Genomic DNA, 16910 nt, shown 5'->3' with positions numbered 1-16910 from the left:
CGGCGTGGCCACGCCCACCGAAGGGGGGGCGATGGGGGCGGTGGGGGCGATGCTGCTTGCCTGGGCGCGCAAACGGCTCGACCGGGCGCTGCTGATTCAGGCGCTCAAAGGCACGACGACGCTTTCTTCCTTCGTCATGTTCATCCTCATCGGCTCGACGCTCTTCAACCTTACTTTCCAGGGGGTGGGCGGCAGCCATTGGGTGCAGCACCTGCTCACGCAGCTGCCCGGCGGACAGGTGGGATTCCTCATCTTCGCCGCGCTCTTCGTCTTCGTGCTCGCCTTCTTCCTCGACTATTTCGAGCTCGCCTTCATCGTCATCCCGCTGCTCGGACCGGCGGCGAGCGCCCTGGGAATCGATCTCATCTGGTTCGGCGTGCTCATCGCCATGGTGATGCAGACTTCCTTCATGCACCCGCCTTTCGGCTTTGCGCTCTTCTTCTTGCGCAGCGTGGCGCCGGCAGGCGAATACGTCGATGCGGTCACCGGCAAGAAGATCCGCGGCGTCTCCACCGCCGAGATCTACTGGGGAGCGATTCCCTTCCTCGTCCTGCAGCTGGTGATGGTGGGCTTGTTGATCGTCTTCCCGAGCCTGGTGACGATGAGTTTCTCCAAGGCGGAGAAGATCGACCTGGAAAAGATCGAGATTCCCGTCGGGGATCAGGGCTGGGGGGCCGAAGGCGCTGCGGATCCCGGGCGCGGCGCCGCGGGCGGCGAATCCAGTTGGTGATCCTGGGCGAAGCGGCGCAGCAGCGCCGCGTTGCCGGGGTGATGCCATTTGCGCTCGAGGGTCACCAGATAGTAGCGTTCGGTAATGTGGGGCAAGATGCCGAGGCAGCGCAGGGCGTCGCGCTCGCATAGCGTCGATTCGAGAATGGCCGGGGCAGGCAGGATTCCCGCCCCGTTCTCTGCCAGCGTGCGCATGAGGGCGCTGTCGTCGAATTCCCCCACGATGTGCGGTGTGACGTGGTGCTCGTCGAAGAGTTGCAGCAGCGCGAGGCGCGTTACGGCGCTCTCGCCGGGCAGCAGCAAGGGGGCGCCGCCGAGCGCCTGCGGCAGGGGCCCTGCCAGGCTAAGCCCGGGCCGGGCATAGATGGCGAGCCGGGATTCGATCAGCAGCCGGCATTGCAGTTTGTTGCCGAGCTGCGCGGGGGGCGGCCCGTCGGTGATGAGGGCGTCGAGCCGCCCGAGCATGAGTTCGCTCAGTAGCCGTGGCAAAGGGTCTTCGATCACGCTCAGGCGCAGTCTCGGCTGGTGTTCGAGCACCGGCTCGAGCAGCAGGGCGGCGAGCGACTTCGGCACGATGTCGAGCAGCCCCAGACGATAGGGTAGGGTGGGCTGTTCGTCTTCGCGCGTGAGTGCCGCTTCCATTTCTTCGGCGAGCCGGAAGATCTGTTCGGCGTAGCGCAGCGCGATTCTGCCCGCCTCGGTGAGCTCGATGCCGCGCCCTTTGCGGCGCAGCAAACGGCGGCCGATCGCGCCTTCGAGCACGCCGATCTGCCCCGAGATGGTCTGGGGGGTGAGGCCGCTCGTTTCGGCGGCGCGCTGGATGCTGCCGGTGCGCCCGACGAGCCAGAAGTGGTGCAGTTGTTTGAGGTTGATCATTCGAATTCTCCGAAACGATCTGCAATGTTTTTCTGATTTTATCTGAGCATCTTTGTTCTACAATGAAAATTCGAAGCCACGACAAGAACAAGGAGGTTCGCGATGAAACTGGAACTCGTTTGCGAAGGTCAGACGTGCCATGAGATCGACAAGGAGGAGCTGGCAAACCGTTTTTCCGGGGCGATTCGCCGCTTCCGCGACCGCGTGACCTGGGCGCGGGTGAAGCTGGTGGACGTGCGCGACGAAACCGGCGCCTGGGCCAAGCGTTGCGTGGTGCAGATGCGCCTGCGGCAGCGGCCGCAGGTGGTGTTCGCGGTTACCGAGCGCGTGGCGCAGCTGGCGGTCGAACGGGCGGTGAAGCGCGTGCAGCGGGTGCTCGAACGCCGCTTCGCCCGCCCGCAGACCGTGCCGCTGCCAGCGTGAGACGTGGATTTTCTGAAGGAGGTAGATGATGCAACGAATCGATGAACGCTGGAACGACGCCGCGCAGGCGCGGGCCGTCTCCTGGGCGCAAGCGCGGGGCGAGGCGCTGCCGGCCACGAACCGGGTGCTGCGCAACACCTATGTGCTGCTCGCACTCACCCTGGCGTTTTCGGCGCTCACCGCGGGCGCGGCCATGGCGCTGCGGCTGCCGCATCCGGGAGTCATCATCACCCTGGTGGGCTATTTTGGGCTCCTCTTTCTTGTGCACAAACTTGCCAACCGGGCAAGCGGCATCCTCGCCGTCTTTGCGCTCACCGGTTTCATGGGTTATACCTTGGGGCCGATCCTTTCGGCCTATCTGGCGCTGCCCAACGGCCCGGCCATCGTGATGCAGGCTTTCGGCGGCACGGCGGCCATCTTCCTGGGGCTTTCGGCCTACGCCACGATCTCGAAGCGGGATTTTTCCTTCATGGGAGGGTTCCTCTTCGTCGGCATCCTGGTGGCTTTCCTCGCCGGGCTGGGGGCGATCTTCTTCCAGATGCCGGGGCTGTCGCTGGCAGTGTCGGCCATGTTCGTGCTGCTCATGTCTGGCCTGATCCTCTATGAGACCAGCCAGATCGTGCGCGGCGGCGAGACCAACTACATCCTGGCGACCGTCTCGCTCTACGTGACGATCTTCAACCTCTTTACCAGCCTGCTGCAGCTGCTCGGCGTGTTCAACGGCGAGGAGTGATCCGGGCGTACTGATTCCGTCCGTCGGGAAAGGGGCGCGTAGGCGCCCTTTTCAATTTTCCGGCCCTGGCGGTGGCCTTCGGGTAAAATTCCCTCTTCTCAGGTCGGGACGCAGGTGATGAAACGCATCTTTCTCGAATTCGAGCGCTCGGTGGCCGAGCTGGAGGAGAAGATCGGCGAGCTGCGCTATGCGCACGACGCTTCCGCCGTCGACATCAGCGAGGAGATCGAGCGGCTGGAGAAGAAGGCGCGCAAGCAGCTCGAGGAGCTCTACGCCAGGCTCGATGCCTGGCAGACGACGCAGGTGGCGCGCCATCCGCTGCGCCCCTATACGCTCGATTACGTGGCGCGCATCTTCACCGACTTCGAGGAGTTGCACGGCGATAGGCATTTCGCCGACGACAAGGCGATCGTCGGGGGCCTTGCGCGCTTCGACGGGCGGCCGTGCATGGTGATCGGCCACCAGAAAGGGCGCGACACCAAGGAGAAGATCGCGCGCAACTTCGGCATGCCTCGGCCCGAAGGCTATCGCAAGGCGCTGCGCCTGATGAAACTCGCCGAGAAGTTCGGTCTGCCGGTGTTCACCTTCGTCGATACCCCCGGGGCCTATCCCGGGATCGACGCCGAGGAGCGGGGGCAGTCGGAGGCGATCGGGCGCAATCTCTACGAGATGGCCATGCTGCGCGTGCCCGTGGTCGTCACCGTGATCGGCGAAGGCGGCTCGGGCGGGGCGCTGGCGATCGCCGTGGGGGACGCGGTGCTCATGCTGCAGCACGCCGTCTATTCGGTGATCTCGCCCGAAGGCTGCGCCTCCATCCTGTGGAAGAGCGCGGAGAAGGCGCCCGAGGCGGCCGAGATTTTGGGTATCACCGCGCCCAAGCTCTTGTCCTTGGGGCTGATCGACGGCATCGTGCCGGAACCGGTGGGCGGGGCGCACCGCGAACCGGAGCAGATGGCCGAGATCCTCAAAGGGCATCTGCAGCAGGCGCTCGCCGGGCTCGAAGGGCTCGCGCCCGAGGCGCTGGTGGAACGCCGGCAGCAGCGTCTGGCGTCCTATGGCCGTTTCGTCGAGCGCACCTGAACGCGAGCCGGTCTCCGCGGCGATCTTCAAGGCGATCGAAGCGCTGGCGGCGCGGGGGCCCTCGCAGCCGCTGCGGCTCGTGCTGGGGTGCTCCGGCGGGGTCGACTCCACCGTGCTGCTGCACGCGCTGGCCGAGGCGCGCGGCGAATTTCCGCTGGAGCTGAGGGCGGTGCACGTGCACCATGGGCTCCTCGTTCAGGCCGATGCCTGGGTCGAGGCGGTGCGCTCGCACTGCGCCGCGCTCGGCGTACCGCTGCAGGTGGCGTACGTGCGCGTGCAGCCGGACGGCAAGGGGCTGGAAGCGGCGGCGCGCTCGGCGCGTCTGCGCGCGCTCGCCGCCGTGCCGGGCGATGCGCTGGTGCTGGCGCAGCACCGCGACGATCAGGCCGAGACGGTGCTTTTTCGCCTGCTGCGCGGCTCCGGGGTGACGGGGCTCGCGGCGATGCGACAGATCGCGCCGGCGCCCTTGGCCGGGGCGGCGGCGCCGTGGTGGCTGCGCCCTTTCCTCGATCTGCCCAAAGAGACACTCATCGCCTGGGCGCAAGAACGCGGTTTGAGCTGGGTCGAAGATCCGTCGAATATGAGCGCCGACTTCACCCGTAACTGGCTGCGCGGCGACATCCTGCCGCGGCTGGAGGCGCGCCTGCCGGGCGTGCGTACCGTGCTCGCCCGTACCGCCGAAACCATGGCCGAGGCGCAGCAGGGACTGGACGACCTGGCCGCGCTCGACGACGAACGGGTGCGCCATCCGCAGGGCGGCTGGGATTGGGCGGAGTTTTTCCGGCTACCGCTCCACCGGCAGAAGAATTTGGTACGCTGGGCGACGTTGCGGCTACCGGCTCTGCCGCCGACCCAACGGCGTCTGGAAGAGGGGCTGCGCCAGGCGGCATCTCATGGGGGCGGCGTCCGGCGCTTTCCCCTGGGGGATGCGTGGCTGTGCGCCCGCGGCGAGCGCCTGTGGGTGGAGGCGGCGCCTCAGGGGTGCGACGCCGCCTGGCGCTGTGGTTAGTTCTTGCTCTGGTCGACCAGCTTGTTCTTGGCGAGCCACGGCATCATCGCACGCAGCTTGGCGCCCACCTGTTCGATGGGGTGCTCGGCGATGAGCCGCCGGCGCGCCGTCATGCTGGGGTAGTTGAGCTTGCCCTCGAGGATGAACTGCTTGGCGTACTCGCCGTTGCGGATGCGCTCGAGCGCACGGCGCATGGCGGCACGCGAGTGCTCGTTGATGACTTCTGGGCCGGTGGTGTACTCGCCGAATTCGGCGTTGTTGGAGATCGAGTAGTTCATGTTGGCGATGCCGCCCTCGTACATGAGGTCGACGATGAGCTTGAGCTCGTGCAGGCACTCGAAGTAGGCCATCTCGGGGGCGTAGCCGGCTTCGACCAGCGTCTCGAAGCCCATCTTGACGAGTTCCACCGCCCCGCCGCAGAGCACGGCCTGCTCGCCGAAGAGGTCGGTCTCGGTCTCTTCGCGGAAAGTGGTCTCGATCACGCCACCCTTGGTGCCGCCGTTGGCCGCGGCGTAGGAGAGCGCCAAATCGCGCGCCTTGCCGGAGACGTCCTGATGCACGGCGATGAGCGTGGGCACGCCGCCGCCGCGGACGTATTCGGAGCGCACAGTGTGGCCTGGCCCTTTGGGGGCGACCATGATGACGTCGAGGTCGGCGCGCGGCACGATCTGGTTGTAGTGGATGTTGAAGCCGTGGGCGAAAGCGAGCGCCGCGCCCTGCTTGAGATTGGGTTCGATGTCGCGCGTATAGACTTCGGGCTGGGTCTCGTCGGGCAGCAGGATCATCACCAGATCCGCCCCTTTGACCGCTTCGCCCACTTCCTTGACGGTGAGCCCCGCGGCTTCGGCCTTGCGCCAGGAACTGCCGCCGCGGCGAAGCCCCACGGTGACGTTTACGCCCGAGTCGCGCAGGTTGAGCGCGTGCGCATGGCCTTGGGAGCCATAGCCGACGATGGTGACTGCCTTGCCCTTGATGAGCGAGAGGTCGGCGTCCTTGTCGTAATACACTTTCATGGCGTTTCCTTTTTCGTCGTTGTGGTGATGAAAGAATCAGGCGCGCAGCACGCGCTCGCCGCGACCGATGCCGCACACGCCGCTACGCACGGCCTCGAGGATGAGCGCCGGGTCGATCGCCTGGATGAAGGCGTCGAGCTTGCCCTGGTTGCCGGTGAGCTCGATGACGTAGGTGGTGTCGGTGACGTCTACGATGCGCGCGCGGAAGATGTCGGTCATGCGCTTCATCTCTTCGCGGTCCTTGCCCGTGGCGCGCACCTTGAGCAGCATCAGTTCGCGTTCGAGGTGCGGCGCTTCCGAGAGATCGACCACCTTGACCGTCTCGATGAGCTTGTTGAGCTGCTTGGTGATCTGCTCGATGATCTCGTCCGAGCCGCTGGTGATGATGGTCATGCGCGACAGCGAGGGGTCTTCGGTGGGCGCGACGGTGAGCGATTCGATGTTGTAGCCGCGCGCGGAGAAGAGGCCGGCCACGCGCGACAGCGCCCCGGATTCGTTTTCGATCAGCACGGAGATGAGGTGTCTCATGGCATTCGTTCCTGTGCCGTGGGTCAGAGGTCGTTGGCCGAGAGGATCATCTCGGTGAGCCCCTTGCCGCCCTGGATCATGGGGTAGACGTTCTCGCGCGGATCGATGCGCACGTCGAGAAAGACGAGTTCATTGGCGTGCTCGGTGAAAGCGCGCTCGAGCGCCGGCTGGAGATCGGCGGGGCGATCCACGCGGATGCCGACGTGGCCGTAGGCGCGGGCGAGCGCGGCGAAATCGGGCAGGGAGTCCATGTAGGATTCGGAATAGCGCCCGCCGTGGAAGAGCTCTTGCCACTGCCGTACCATGCCGAGGTAGCCGTTGTTGAGATTGACGATCTTGAGCGGCAGGCGGAACTGCTTGCAGGTGGACAGTTCCTGGATGCACATCTGGATGGAGGCTTCGCCCGTGACGCACACCACCGGCGCGTCGGGCCGGGCGAAGCGCGCGCCCATGGCGTAGGGCAGACCCACGCCCATGGTGCCCAGTCCGCCGGAATTGAGCCAGCGGCGCGGATGATCGAAGCGGTAGTATTGCGCCGCCCACATTTGGTGCTGCCCCACGTCGGAGGTGACGATGGCTTCGCCCTTCGTCACTTTCCACAGCGTGTCGATCACGTATTGCGGCTTGATCGGGCCATCGGCGGGCTGCTCGTAGGCGAGGCAGCGCCGGGCGCGCCACTGCTCGATGCGCTCCCACCAGGGGGCGAGCGTCTCGCGGGGGGCAGTGAGGCCTTCTTCGTCGAGGATGCGCAGGAAGTCGGCGAGCACGTGGCGCACGTCGCCCACGATGGGCAGGTCGGCCTTGACGCGCTTGCTGATGGAGGAAGGGTCGATGTCGATGTGGATGATGGTGCGCGGTTCGCTGGCGAAGTGCTCGGGGCTGCCGATGACGCGGTCGTCGAAGCGCGCGCCCACGGCGAGCACGACGTCGGCGTGGTGCAGGGCGAGGTTGGCTTCATAGGTGCCGTGCATGCCGGGCATGCCGAGGAATTGGCGGTCGCTCGCGGGGTAGGCACCCAGCGCCATGAGTGTGGTGGTGACCGGGGCCCCCAGCCGTCGGGCGAGCGCCGTGAGCTCGTCGGCGGCATCGGCGAGGATCACGCCGCCGCCGGCGTAGAGGATGGGGCGCTTGGCCTCGCGCAGCGCCTTGACGGCTTTGCGGATCTGTCCCTGGTGCCCTTTGACGACGGGGTTGTAGGAGCGCATCGACACCGTCTCGGGGTAGTGGAACACACACTTGGCGGCCGAGACGTCCTTGGGGATGTCGACGAGCACCGGCCCGGGGCGGCCGGTGCGGGCAATGTGAAACGCCTTTTTGATCGTTTCGGCGAGCTCGGCGACGTCCTTGACGAGGAAGTTGTGCTTGACGCAGGGGCGGGTGATGCCCACCGTGTCGACTTCCTGGAAGGCGTCCTGCCCGATCATGGCGGTAGGGACCTGGCCGGAGAGGATCACCACCGGGATGGAATCGCCGTAGGCGGTGGCGATGCCGGTGACGGCGTTGGTGGCCCCGGGCCCGGAGGTGACGAGCGCCACGCCCACTTCGCCGCTTGCGCGCGCGTAGCCGTCGGCGGCATGCACCGCGGCCTGCTCGTGGCGCACGAGCACGTGACGGATCTGGTCTTGCTGAAAGAAGGCATCGTAGATATGCAGGACCGCGCCGCCGGGGTAGCCGAAGACGTATTTGACGTTTTCGCGCTGCAGGCACTGGACGACGATTTCGGCGCCGGTGAGGAGCATGGGGGGGTACCTCGTAGGGATGATCCGTGCAAGGATCGGGTAAACCCGTAACGTTAGCGGCTCGGTGGGCTTTGGTCAAGCGGGTCGGTTCCTTCGACCATTTATAATGGGGAACGCTTCGAACCCGGGAGAAAAGATCGGTGAACGAGAATATCTTGTTTACGCTTGCTTTCATCGTCGTCGCCGGCGCGGCGGCGCAGTGGGCGGCGTGGCGCACCCAGGTGCCGGCGATCGTCTTTTTGCTGGCCGTGGGGCTTGCGGCCGGCCCGGGATTGGGCTGGATCGATCCGGATCGCCTCTTCGGCCCGGTGCTTTTTCCTGCGGTGTCGCTGGCGGTGGCGGTGATCCTGTTCGAGGGCAGCCTCACCCTGCGCTTCAGCGAGCTGCGGGGCATGAGTACGGTGGTATTGCGCCTGGTGAGCCTCGGGGCGTTGCTGACCTGGGCGGTGGCGGCCGTGGCGGCCCACCTGTTCGTGGACCTCGATTGGGGGTTGGCGGCGCTCTTTGGGGCTTTGGTGATGGTGACGGGGCCCACGGTGATCGTGCCGCTGCTGCGCTTCGTGCGTCCCAGCGACAAGGTGGCCACGGTGCTGCGCTGGGAGGGGATCGTGATCGACCCGATCGGGGCGCTGGCGGCGGTGCTGGTCTATCAGTTTCTCGTCAGCCGAGCGCTGCCCGATCTGCCGGCCTGGTCGGCGCTGTGGGTGTTCGTCAAGGCGGTGGGCGTGGGGTTCGCCACCGGCTGGATCGCGGCCGAGGCGCTGGGACGGATATTGCGCCGCTACCTGGTGCCCGATTACCTTGACAGCGTCATCGTGCTCGCTTTCGTGGTGGGGGTCTTCACCGCCTCCAACCTGCTCGCCCACGAGGCGGGATTGTTGGCGGTGACGGTGATGGGCATGCGCCTGGCCAACATGAAAGGGGTGCCTCTGGAGGACATCCTCTCGTTCAAGGAGACGCTCACCATCCTTCTCATTTCGGTACTCTTCATCGTCCTGGCGGCGCGCCTGGACGTGGCGCAGCTCGCCGAGGTCGGCAAGGGAGTGGTGCTGGTCTTCATGGCGATCCAGTTCGTGGCCCAGCCGCTCAAGGTATGGGCGTCGACCTGGGGGAGCGGGCTGAGGTGGCAGGAGAAGGCGCTGATCGCCTGGATCGGGCCGCGCGGGATCGTGGCCGCGGCGGTGTCGGCGCTCTTTGCGCTGCGCTTGCGTGAGCTGGGGCACCCGGGGGCGGAGGTGCTGGTGCCGCTCACCTTTGCCGTCATCATCGGCACGGTGCTCTTTGCTGGCGGCACGGCCCGACTGGCGGCGCAACGTCTGGGGGTGGCGGAACCGCAGGCGCGCGGGGTGCTGATCGTGGGGGCGCATCGCCTGGGACGGGAGCTGGGTCTTGCGCTCACCCGGCTGGGCTTTCGGGTGATCGTGGCCGACACCGATTATGCCCTGGTGCGCGAGGCGCGCATGGCGGGGCTGGAGACGTTCTTCGGTAACGTGGTCTCGAAGGAAGCCGACCGGCGGCTCGATCTGGTCGGCGTGGGCTATCTGCTGGCGATGTCGCCGTATCCGGAACTGAACGCACTGGCGGCGGTACGCTACCAGCGCGAATTCGGGCGGGGCAACGTCTACGTCGTGCTCACGCCCGAAGAGGTGGCGAAGAAGGGGCAGCAGGTGGCCGATCCTCGCTATGCCCGTCTTCTGGCCGGGAAGGAAGCCGGTTTGGCCGAACTGCTGGCGCTCTTCGAGCGCGGCGCAAAGATCTATGCCACGCGCTTGAGCGAGGCATTTGCTTTCGAAGCCTACCAGGAGCAGTTTTCTGGCCGGGGGAATCTGCTGCTGGCGATCGATGCCAAGGGGCGCCTGCAGGGCGTGGGGCCGGAGTTTACCTCCCGCCCCGGTCCGGACTGGTATCTGCTTGGCCTCTATCTGCCGGCCGAGGGCGAAAAAGGCACGGCAGCGGGCGCTTCGGCGTGATCGCCCCGCGTTAGAATGAGCCGCCCGTCGTTCATGCGTGCCCGCGGCTCAGAGGAGATCCCAGGTGCTTCGTGTTCCCGTCCGTCCCAGCGAATTTCTGGTCGGTAAGCCGATCCCGTTCGACGTCTTCGACCGGCAAGGCCGCCTCTTGCTGGCGAAAGGGCATGTGATCGCTTCGGCCGAGGAGAAGGAAAAACTCCTGCGCCAGGGGGCGGAACGCAATCTGAGTACCGACGAGCGTTTCCGCCAGGCGATCGGTGCGGCCTTGAACGTGGTGGAACGGGAGGAGGAACCGGGCAAGAACAATGCCCTTCGCCTGAACTTCGAGGAGTTGCGCCTGCTGCCCGGTACCGTCCTTCAGATCCAGCTGGGCCGGGAAGAGGATCGCTATTTCGTGCGCTACATTGGTTCGCTGCGCGGCAAGTCGGTGATCGTCGACGCTCTGGAGCGCGGCGGATTGCCGCTCTTCGTGCCCGATGGCACCGCCTTGCAGGTACGCGGCAGCGTCGGCTCCTACGCCTTCGTCTTCCCTTCCTCCGTGCTGGTCAATGCCTCGCGCCCCTACCCGCATCTGCATCTGACCTATCCGCTGGAGGTGGTGGCGGTGCGGCTGCGGCGCAGCGAGCGTGTCCCCGTGCGCCTGGTGGCGGCGGTGGTCTCCGACGACAACCAGGCCTTCGGTGGGGTCATCCTCGATCTGTCGGTGGGCGGAGGGTTGCTGGCCACGCGCCATCCGCTGAAGGTCGGGCAGCGCATCCAGATCAAGTTCAAGCTGGAGATCTCTGGCACGGAGATCATCCTGGCGGTGCCGGCCATCGTGCGTTCGATGCGCGAGATCGACGATCGCACCCTGGAGGGAGCCAAGGGCTACGGCATCGAGTTCGTCGATCTCACACCCGAGGATACCGTCGCCCTGATGACCTACATCGCCGCCGTGCAGACCAACCCGACGGTGACCGGTTAGGAGGAAAAATGCGCATCGTCAGCTGGAACGTTCAATGGGGGCGGGGGGCGGACGGGCGGGTGGATTGGGCGCGCCTGCTTGCGGCGCTGCGCGCCTTCGACGCGGACGTGATCTGCCTGCAGGAAGTGGCGAGCCGCTTCGACGAGCTGCCCGGTTCGCGCGGTGAGGACGGACCGGCCATCCTGCGCGGTGCGCTACCGGAGTATCACGGCTTCTACGCCCCGGCGCTCGACGTGCCGCGCGCCCACGGCGGCCGGGCGCTCTTCGGCAATTGGCTGGGCAGCCGTCTGCCGGTGGAGCAGGTGCAGCGCGTGAGTCTGCCCTATCCGCCGCCGGAGACCGACAAGTGCATGCCGCGCGTGCTGCTCGAGGCGGTGGTGCGGGTGGGCGAGCGGCGGCTGCGGGTAGCGACGAGCCATTTGGAATACTACTCGCGGCGTCAGCGCCTGGCGCAGGTGCAAGCCCTCGTCGAACATCAGCGGGAAATCCTCGCCTGGCCGCAGGGCGGCGGGGACGAGGAAGAAGCGACCTTCCGCGCTTGGCCGCGGCCGGCGGAGGCGGTGTGGCTCGGGGACGGGAACTTCGCTCCCGAAGACGAGGAATACCGGTTGCTCGAGGAAAGCGGTCTGTGGTTCGACGCCTGGCGCCTGGTGCATGGCGAAGCGCCGCACGAGCACACGGTGGGGCTGCACGGGGCCGAATGGCCCGATCACCCTTACTGCTGCGACTACGCCTGGGTGAGCGCGGCGCTACGCCCGGCCGTGCGGGATTTTTTCGTGGTGCGGGACACGGCCGCCTCCGACCATCAGCCCATCGTGCTCGATCTCGAATTCTGAAACGCAGCGATCGGCTCAGCGGCAGCGGCGTAGGAACCGGTGCAGCAGCCAGCGCAGCGCAAGCGGCGCTTCCAGCATGGGCGTGTGCCCCACGCCGGGCAGGGTGTGCCAGGTACAGGCGGCTTCGCGCCGCGCGAGCGTTTCCCAAAGACGGGTCGCGGCCTTGACGGGCGTCATGCGGTCTTGTGCCCCGGTGAGGAAGAGCGCCGGCGCGCTCATCCCTTTGGCACGCTCCAGTGCCGGTTCCGCGGCGTAGGCATGGCAGGCGCGCAGGTCGTTGGCGAGCACGCCGGGGCGCTGTTCCAGCACGAGTTCCTGCACCGCCCGCGGCAGCCCCGTTCCCCGGGCGCGGGCACCGAATGCCCACGGTTCCATCATCTGGCAGGCGGCGCGCGGCTCGGCGGCGCGCTCGAGCAATTCTGGGCTCACCGCCATCGGCAGCGCCGTGCCGATGAGCGCGAGCCCACGGCAGCGCTCGCCCAGCCGCGCGGCGAGTTCCAGCGCCACGAGCGAACCCATGCTGTGACCCACGGCAACGACGGGACGCTCGGCATCGAGCCCGGCGGCGAGCGCCGCCGCGTATTCCTCGATGGTGGGGCAGGGCGCGCGCTCGTCGGCGCCGTGGCCGGGCAGATCGGGGGCGCTCACCTGCCAGCCCAGCCGGCTCAGTCCCAGGGTGACGGCCCACCAGATGCGCCGGTCGTGCCCGGCGCCGTGGATGAGGACGACGAGCGGATCGGTGGGGAACGTCATGGTGGAACCCTCCGGCAGAATCGAAGACTATACTTTACCGTTTTTCTTGACGCTTCAGGAGGAGCACGCATGAGCAAGGCCTTCGTGCGCGAGAGCGAGGTCGACGAGGACGAGGAACTCGTCGAGGTACAAAGCTTTCCCGGCTTCAAGAACTACATGACGCCGGCGGGTCATCGCGCCTTGCGCGAGGAGTTCGAACGGCTCGTCAAGGTTGAGCGCCCGCAGCTCGTCGAGACGGTGGCCTGGGCGGCGAGCAACGGCGACCGTTCCGAGAATGGCGACTACATCTATGGCAAGCGGCGCCTGCGCGAGATCGACCGGCGGCTGCGCTACCTCACCAAACGCTTGGAATCGGCCGTGGTGGTCGATCCCCGCGAGCAGACGCAGACCGACCGCGTCTTCTTCGGGGCGACGGTGACGGTCCGCGATCTGGATACCGAGACGGAGGAGACCTGGCAGATCGTCGGGGTCGACGAGGCCGATGCGGGCAAAGGCAAAGTGAGCTGGATCGCGCCGCTCGCGCGGGGGCTACTCAAGGCCGAGCTGGGGGAGGTGGTGCGCATTCCCACGCCGGGCGGCGTGCGCGAGCTGGAGATCGTCGACATCCGCTATGAAGCCTCCTCTTGAAAATTTCCCTCTCTATGCCCAGAAACGAAGGAGTTCCGAACGACGAGCGACAGGGGTGAAACGATGGCTGAAACGAACGGCGCAACGCGCCAGAAGATGGAATTCCAGGCCGAGGTGCAGCAGCTTCTGCACCTGGTGGTGCATTCGCTCTACTCGAACAAAGAAATCTTCCTGCGCGAGCTCGTCTCGAACGCCTCGGATGCCTGCGACAAGCTGCGCTTCGAGGTGGCGCAGCATCCCGAGCTCTTCGAGGGCGACGGCGAGCTCAAAATCTGGATCGACTACGACCGCGACGCGCGCACCGTGACGATACGCGACAACGGCATCGGCATGAGCCGCGAGGAGGCGGTGGCGCATCTGGGCACCATCGCCAAGTCGGGCACGCGCGAGTTCCTGCAAAGGCTCGGCGCCGAGGGGCAGGCCGATGCGCGCCTGATCGGGCAGTTCGGCGTCGGTTTCTACTCCGCCTTCATCGTGGCCGATCGCGTCACCGTGCGCTCGCGCCGCGCCGGGCTGCCAGCGAGCGCCGGCGTGCTGTGGGAATGCGCCATGACGGGGGATGCCGCCGGCACCTTCGAAGTGACCGAGATCGAACGTCCCGAGCGGGGCACCGAGGTGGTGCTGCACCTGCGCGAGGGCGAAGACGAGTTTCTCTCGGGGGTGCGGCTGCGCGAGCTCATCCGCAAGTATTCCGATCACATCCTCTGGCCCATCCTGATGCGCAAGGAGCGCTGGGACGAGGGCCGCGGCGAGCTCGTCAAGGAAGAGGAATGGGAGCAGGTCAATCGCGCCTCCGCCCTGTGGGCCCGCCCCAAGCAGGAGATCGCGGAGGAGGAATACGTCGAATTCTACAAACACGTGGCGCACGACTTCGAGGCGCCGCTTTCCTGGGTGCATGCCAAGGTGGAGGGGCGGCACGAATACACGATGCTCCTCTACCTGCCGCAGCGCGCGCCGTTCGACCTCTTCGAGCGCACGCCGCGCCATGGGCTCAAGCTCTACGTGCGGCGCGTCTTCGTGCTGGAGGATGCCGAGCGGCTGCTGCCGCGCTACCTGCGCTTCGTGCGCGGGGTGGTCGACGCGGCCGACCTGCCGCTCAACGTCTCGCGCGAGATGCTGCAGGATTCGCGCGAGATCGAGGCGATCCGCGCCGGCGTCACCAAGCGGGTGCTGGGGCTACTCGAGCAGCTCGCCAAGAACGAGCCGGAGAAATACGCCCGCTTCTGGCGCGAATTCGGCCGCGTGCTCAAGGAAGGCATCATCGAGGATCCGGCCAACCGCGAGCGCATCGCCGCGCTCCTGCGCTTCGCGTCTACCCACAGCGACTCGCCCGAAGAGACGGTCTCGCTCGACGACTATCTGGGGCGCATGAAGCCGGGTCAGGAGCGCATCTACTACCTCACGGCCGAATCCTTCGCCGCGGCGCGCCACAGTCCGCACCTCGAGGCTTTCCGCAAAAAGGGGGTCGAGGTGCTGCTGCTGACCGACCGCATCGACGAATGGTGGGTGGCCTATCTGCCCGAGTACAAGGGCAAGCCCCTGGCGTCGGTGGCCAAGGGCGAGATGGACGCGGCGCTGCTCTCGGAAGAGGAGAAAAAAGCGCGCGAGGAGGCCGACGAGCGGCTCAAGCCGCTCCTCGAGCGGCTGCAGGCGGCCTTGGGCGAGCGCGTCAAGGCGGTGCGGGTTTCCTCGCGGCTCACCGAGGCGCCCGCCTGCCTGGTGGTCGAGGAGCACGAGCCGGGGATGCAGCTTGCGCGGCTGCTGCGCGAGCTCGGGCAGGACGCGCCGGCGCACAAGCCCATCCTCGAGCTCAATCCGACGCACCCGGTGATCGCAAAGCTGCAGGCAGCTCCCGACGAAGACTTTGCCGAGTGGGCGCTGCTCCTCTATGAAGAAGCGCTGCTCGCCGAGGGCGGCAAGCTGGAAGATCCGGCGGCCTTCGTGCAGCGCATGAACCGGCTGCTCCTTACGGCGTGACGCCACCATGGCGAGGCGCCATGCCTCGCCGCTTCAGCCGTGCTGGCGCAGCTTGCGCATCCGCTCGGCCGGCGTGATGATGTCGGTGAGGCGGATGCCGAATTTTTCGTTGACCACGACCACTTCGCCCTGGGCGATGAGCGTGCCATTGACGAGCACGTCCATCGGCTCGCCGGCAAGCCCTTCGAGCTCGATCACCGAGCCGTGCGCCAGTTGCAGCACGTCGCGGATCGCGAGTTTCGTGCGCCCCAGCTCCACGGTGACGCGCACCGGGATGTCGAGGATCAGCTTGAAGTCGTTGAGCTTGTCGGTCTCGCTGCCGCCGGTGCCGAATTCGGGGAAGAGATCCTTGGCCGGCTTGGCCTGGTAGGGGTCGCTCGCCTGCTTGAGCTCTTGGGCCACGCGCGCCATCTCGGCGTCGTGCTGCGCCTGCTCGGCGAGCGCCGCCGCCCATTCGTCTTCAGGGGTGGCGGCGCCGCCTTCGCCGGTCTGGGCCTGTTGCTGCTGCATGGCCGCAGCCCAGTCTTCAGCGCTGACCTTGTCTTCTTCCTGCGGGGTGTCGTTTTCGGCCATGGGGAGAATCCTCGCACGGGGATCAGGAGGGGGTTGAGGAAGCCGTTCCCGTCAGGGTCGGTGGCGGGGCGGAGGCTTCTTCCTCTTCCGGTTCTTCTTCGGCGACGAAGTGGTCGACCTCGAGCGCGTAATGCCCTTCGCGTGTGCCGTAGCGGCCACGCAACACCGGGATGTTCTCGCAGAAGAGGGTGGTGAGCTCGGGAATGTCGAGCGGGATGACGTCGCCCACGCGCAGCTCGACCAGATCGCCCAAGGTCATGTCGGCGTAGCCCAGCTCGGCGCGCAGTTCGACTTCCGCTTCCATCAGACGCCGGCCGAGGTTGCGCGTCCAGCGCGTGTCCTGCGTCATCTGGTCGCTCTGCATGGTCGAGTAGAGGAGATCGCGTACCGGTTCGAGCATGGAGTAGGGCCAGCACAGCAGCAGGTTCGCCTGGCCGATGCCGAAATCCAGGGCGAACTGGGAAGTGACGACGATCTCGGAGGGCGTGGCGATGTTGGCAAACTGCGGGTTCATCTCCGAGCGCACGTAGTTGAGCTCGATCTTATAGACCGGCGCCCAGGATTTCTGGTACTCCTCGAAGATCACGTTGAGCAGTCCCAGGATGATGCGCTGCTCGGTGGGGCTGAAGTCGCGCCCTTCGATGCGGGTGCGAAAGCGCCCGTCGCCGCCGAAGAGGAGGTCGACCACGAGGAAGATGAGGTTGGGCTCCATCACGATCAACCCCGTGCCGCGGAAGGGCTTCAGCTGCACCAGATTGAGGTTGGAGGGGATGACGAGGTTGCGCAGGAACTCGGCGTATTTCTGCACGTGCAGCGCGCCCACGGCCACTTCGACGTTGCGCCGGATGTAGTTGAAGAGTCCGATGCGCAGGTTGCGGGCGAAACGCTCGTTGATGAGCTCGAGCGTGGGCATGCGCCCGCGTACGATGCGCTCCTGCGTGGCGAGGTTGTAGGGGCGGATGCCGCCTTCTTCCTGCGGAGCAGTCTCCGGTTCTTCGCTCTCCCCGGTGACATCCCTCAGAAGTTCATCGACTTCTTTCTGGGTGAGGAACTCGCCGCCGCCGACCATGGTATGCGTCC

At 66.6% G+C, this 16910-nt stretch carries 17 protein-coding genes; 10 read left to right on the top strand and 7 right to left on the bottom strand.

Features of this window, described 5'->3' with window-relative positions; translation table 11 throughout:
- On the top strand, positions 1 to 730 hold a 730-nt coding region (locus OA56_RS08370), incomplete at its 5' end, for a TRAP transporter large permease subunit (protein WP_461584615.1).
- On the opposite strand, the gene OA56_RS08365 is transcribed toward OA56_RS08370, so the two are convergent.
- A complete protein-coding gene (locus OA56_RS08365) occupies positions 661 to 1605 on the bottom strand; it encodes a LysR substrate-binding domain-containing protein (protein WP_461584613.1) in 945 nt (314 codons plus the stop codon). The two genes, OA56_RS08370 and OA56_RS08365, sit on opposite strands and share 70 nt — an antisense overlap.
- Positions 1606 to 1707: 102 nt before the next feature.
- Between OA56_RS08365 and OA56_RS08360 the strand changes: the two genes are divergently transcribed.
- The 4 genes from OA56_RS08360 to tilS all read left to right on the top strand — a co-directional run bounded on the left by OA56_RS08360 (position 1708) and on the right by tilS (position 4850).
- Positions 1708 to 2028, top strand: coding sequence for an HPF/RaiA family ribosome-associated protein (locus tag OA56_RS08360; protein ID WP_141056623.1), 321 nt, complete (start codon positions 1708 to 1710; stop codon positions 2026 to 2028).
- 25 nt (positions 2029 to 2053) lie between these two features.
- Entirely contained in the window at positions 2054 to 2761 is a 708-nt protein-coding gene (locus OA56_RS08355; RefSeq protein WP_461584610.1) for a Bax inhibitor-1/YccA family protein, read from the top strand.
- A 117-nt stretch (positions 2762 to 2878) separates the two neighbouring features.
- Complete coding sequence (locus tag OA56_RS08350) at positions 2879 to 3841, top strand: acetyl-CoA carboxylase carboxyltransferase subunit alpha (protein WP_141056625.1); 963 nt, start codon at positions 2879 to 2881, stop codon at positions 3839 to 3841.
- Positions 3816 to 4850, top strand: coding sequence for a tRNA lysidine(34) synthetase TilS (gene tilS, locus OA56_RS08345; protein ID WP_461584608.1), 1035 nt, complete (start codon positions 3816 to 3818; stop codon positions 4848 to 4850). Before OA56_RS08350 ends, tilS begins: the two co-directional genes overlap by 26 nt.
- On the opposite strand, the gene ilvC is transcribed toward tilS, so the two are convergent.
- Genes ilvC through ilvB form a run of 3 tightly spaced genes read right to left on the bottom strand, consistent with a single transcriptional unit; the run spans position 4847 to position 8130 of the window.
- Positions 4847 to 5863, bottom strand: coding sequence for a ketol-acid reductoisomerase (ilvC, locus tag OA56_RS08340; RefSeq protein WP_055424093.1), 1017 nt, complete (start codon positions 5861 to 5863; stop codon positions 4847 to 4849). The genes tilS and ilvC overlap by 4 nt on opposite strands.
- A 36-nt stretch (positions 5864 to 5899) precedes the next feature.
- Positions 5900 to 6391, bottom strand: a complete 492-nt coding sequence (ilvN, locus tag OA56_RS08335) for an acetolactate synthase small subunit (RefSeq protein ID WP_055424094.1) — start codon at positions 6389 to 6391, stop codon at positions 5900 to 5902.
- A 23-nt stretch (positions 6392 to 6414) separates the two neighbouring features.
- Complete coding sequence (gene ilvB, locus OA56_RS08330; RefSeq protein ID WP_461584605.1) at positions 6415 to 8130, bottom strand: biosynthetic-type acetolactate synthase large subunit; 1716 nt, start codon at positions 8128 to 8130, stop codon at positions 6415 to 6417.
- Positions 8131 to 8270: 140 nt separating this feature from the next.
- On the opposite strand from ilvB, the gene OA56_RS08325 reads away from it, so the two are divergent.
- The 3 genes from OA56_RS08325 to OA56_RS08315 all read left to right on the top strand — a co-directional run bounded on the left by OA56_RS08325 (position 8271) and on the right by OA56_RS08315 (position 11900).
- Positions 8271 to 10100 carry a cation:proton antiporter gene (locus OA56_RS08325; RefSeq protein ID WP_461584603.1) on the top strand — a complete coding sequence of 610 codons (1830 nt, stop codon included), beginning with the start codon at positions 8271 to 8273 and terminating at the stop codon, positions 10098 to 10100.
- 64 nt (positions 10101 to 10164) lie between these two features.
- Complete coding sequence (locus OA56_RS08320; RefSeq protein ID WP_461584601.1) at positions 10165 to 11064, top strand: flagellar brake protein; 900 nt, start codon at positions 10165 to 10167, stop codon at positions 11062 to 11064.
- A gap of 8 nt (positions 11065 to 11072) precedes the next feature.
- A complete protein-coding gene (locus OA56_RS08315) occupies positions 11073 to 11900 on the top strand; it encodes an endonuclease/exonuclease/phosphatase family protein (protein WP_055424098.1) in 828 nt (275 codons plus the stop codon).
- Positions 11901 to 11915: 15 nt separating this feature from the next.
- Here the strand turns inward: OA56_RS08315 and OA56_RS08310 are convergent, their stop codons facing one another.
- Positions 11916 to 12653, bottom strand: coding sequence for an alpha/beta fold hydrolase (locus tag OA56_RS08310; protein ID WP_461584598.1), 738 nt, complete (start codon positions 12651 to 12653; stop codon positions 11916 to 11918).
- 69 nt (positions 12654 to 12722) lie between these two features.
- On the opposite strand from OA56_RS08310, the gene greB reads away from it, so the two are divergent.
- Entirely contained in the window at positions 12723 to 13280 is a 558-nt protein-coding gene (gene greB, locus OA56_RS08305) for a transcription elongation factor GreB (protein ID WP_055424100.1), read from the top strand.
- Positions 13281 to 13343: 63 nt separating this feature from the next.
- Positions 13344 to 15257, top strand: a complete 1914-nt coding sequence (gene htpG / locus OA56_RS08300) for a molecular chaperone HtpG (RefSeq protein WP_461584595.1) — start codon at positions 13344 to 13346, stop codon at positions 15255 to 15257.
- A 33-nt stretch (positions 15258 to 15290) separates the two neighbouring features.
- Here the strand turns inward: htpG and fliN are convergent, their stop codons facing one another.
- Positions 15291 to 15830: a flagellar motor switch protein FliN gene (fliN, locus tag OA56_RS08295; protein ID WP_055423991.1), complete on the bottom strand. Its 540-nt coding sequence runs from the start codon at positions 15828 to 15830 to the stop codon at positions 15291 to 15293.
- Positions 15831 to 15852: 22 nt separating this feature from the next.
- Positions 15853 to 16899 (bottom strand): flagellar motor switch protein FliM, encoded by a 1047-nt coding sequence (fliM, locus tag OA56_RS08290; RefSeq protein ID WP_461584593.1) that lies wholly within the window; start codon positions 16897 to 16899, stop codon positions 15853 to 15855.
- Positions 16900 to 16910: the final 11 nt, after the last annotated feature.

The sequence above is a fragment of the Tepidiphilus sp. HLB4 genome (genome assembly GCF_054823945.1).
This window is presented reverse-complemented; position numbering and strand designations above follow the sequence as displayed.

Bases quoted from the DNA above. Each gene is read 5' to 3' on its own strand.
- OA56_RS08350 (WP_141056625.1), top strand. From the start codon at position 2,879: ATGAAACGCATCTTTCTCGAATTCGAGCGCTCGGTGGCCGAGCTGGAG.
- OA56_RS08365 (WP_461584613.1), bottom strand. From the start codon at position 1,605: ATGATCAACCTCAAACAACTGCACCACTTCTGGCTCGTCGGGCGCACC.
- ilvC (WP_055424093.1), bottom strand. From the start codon at position 5,863: ATGAAAGTGTATTACGACAAGGACGCCGACCTCTCGCTCATCAAGGGC.
- fliM (WP_461584593.1), bottom strand. From the start codon at position 16,899: ATGGTCGGCGGCGGCGAGTTCCTCACCCAGAAAGAAGTCGATGAACTT.
- ilvB (WP_461584605.1), bottom strand. From the start codon at position 8,130: ATGCTCCTCACCGGCGCCGAAATCGTCGTCCAGTGCCTGCAGCGCGAA.
- greB (WP_055424100.1), top strand. From the start codon at position 12,723: ATGAGCAAGGCCTTCGTGCGCGAGAGCGAGGTCGACGAGGACGAGGAA.
- OA56_RS08310 (WP_461584598.1), bottom strand. From the start codon at position 12,653: ATGACGTTCCCCACCGATCCGCTCGTCGTCCTCATCCACGGCGCCGGG.
- htpG (WP_461584595.1), top strand. From the start codon at position 13,344: ATGGCTGAAACGAACGGCGCAACGCGCCAGAAGATGGAATTCCAGGCC.
- OA56_RS08355 (WP_461584610.1), top strand. From the start codon at position 2,054: ATGATGCAACGAATCGATGAACGCTGGAACGACGCCGCGCAGGCGCGG.
- OA56_RS08315 (WP_055424098.1), top strand. From the start codon at position 11,073: ATGCGCATCGTCAGCTGGAACGTTCAATGGGGGCGGGGGGCGGACGGG.
- ilvN (WP_055424094.1), bottom strand. From the start codon at position 6,391: ATGAGACACCTCATCTCCGTGCTGATCGAAAACGAATCCGGGGCGCTG.
- OA56_RS08360 (WP_141056623.1), top strand. From the start codon at position 1,708: ATGAAACTGGAACTCGTTTGCGAAGGTCAGACGTGCCATGAGATCGAC.
- tilS (WP_461584608.1), top strand. From the start codon at position 3,816: ATGGCCGTTTCGTCGAGCGCACCTGAACGCGAGCCGGTCTCCGCGGCG.
- fliN (WP_055423991.1), bottom strand. From the start codon at position 15,830: ATGGCCGAAAACGACACCCCGCAGGAAGAAGACAAGGTCAGCGCTGAA.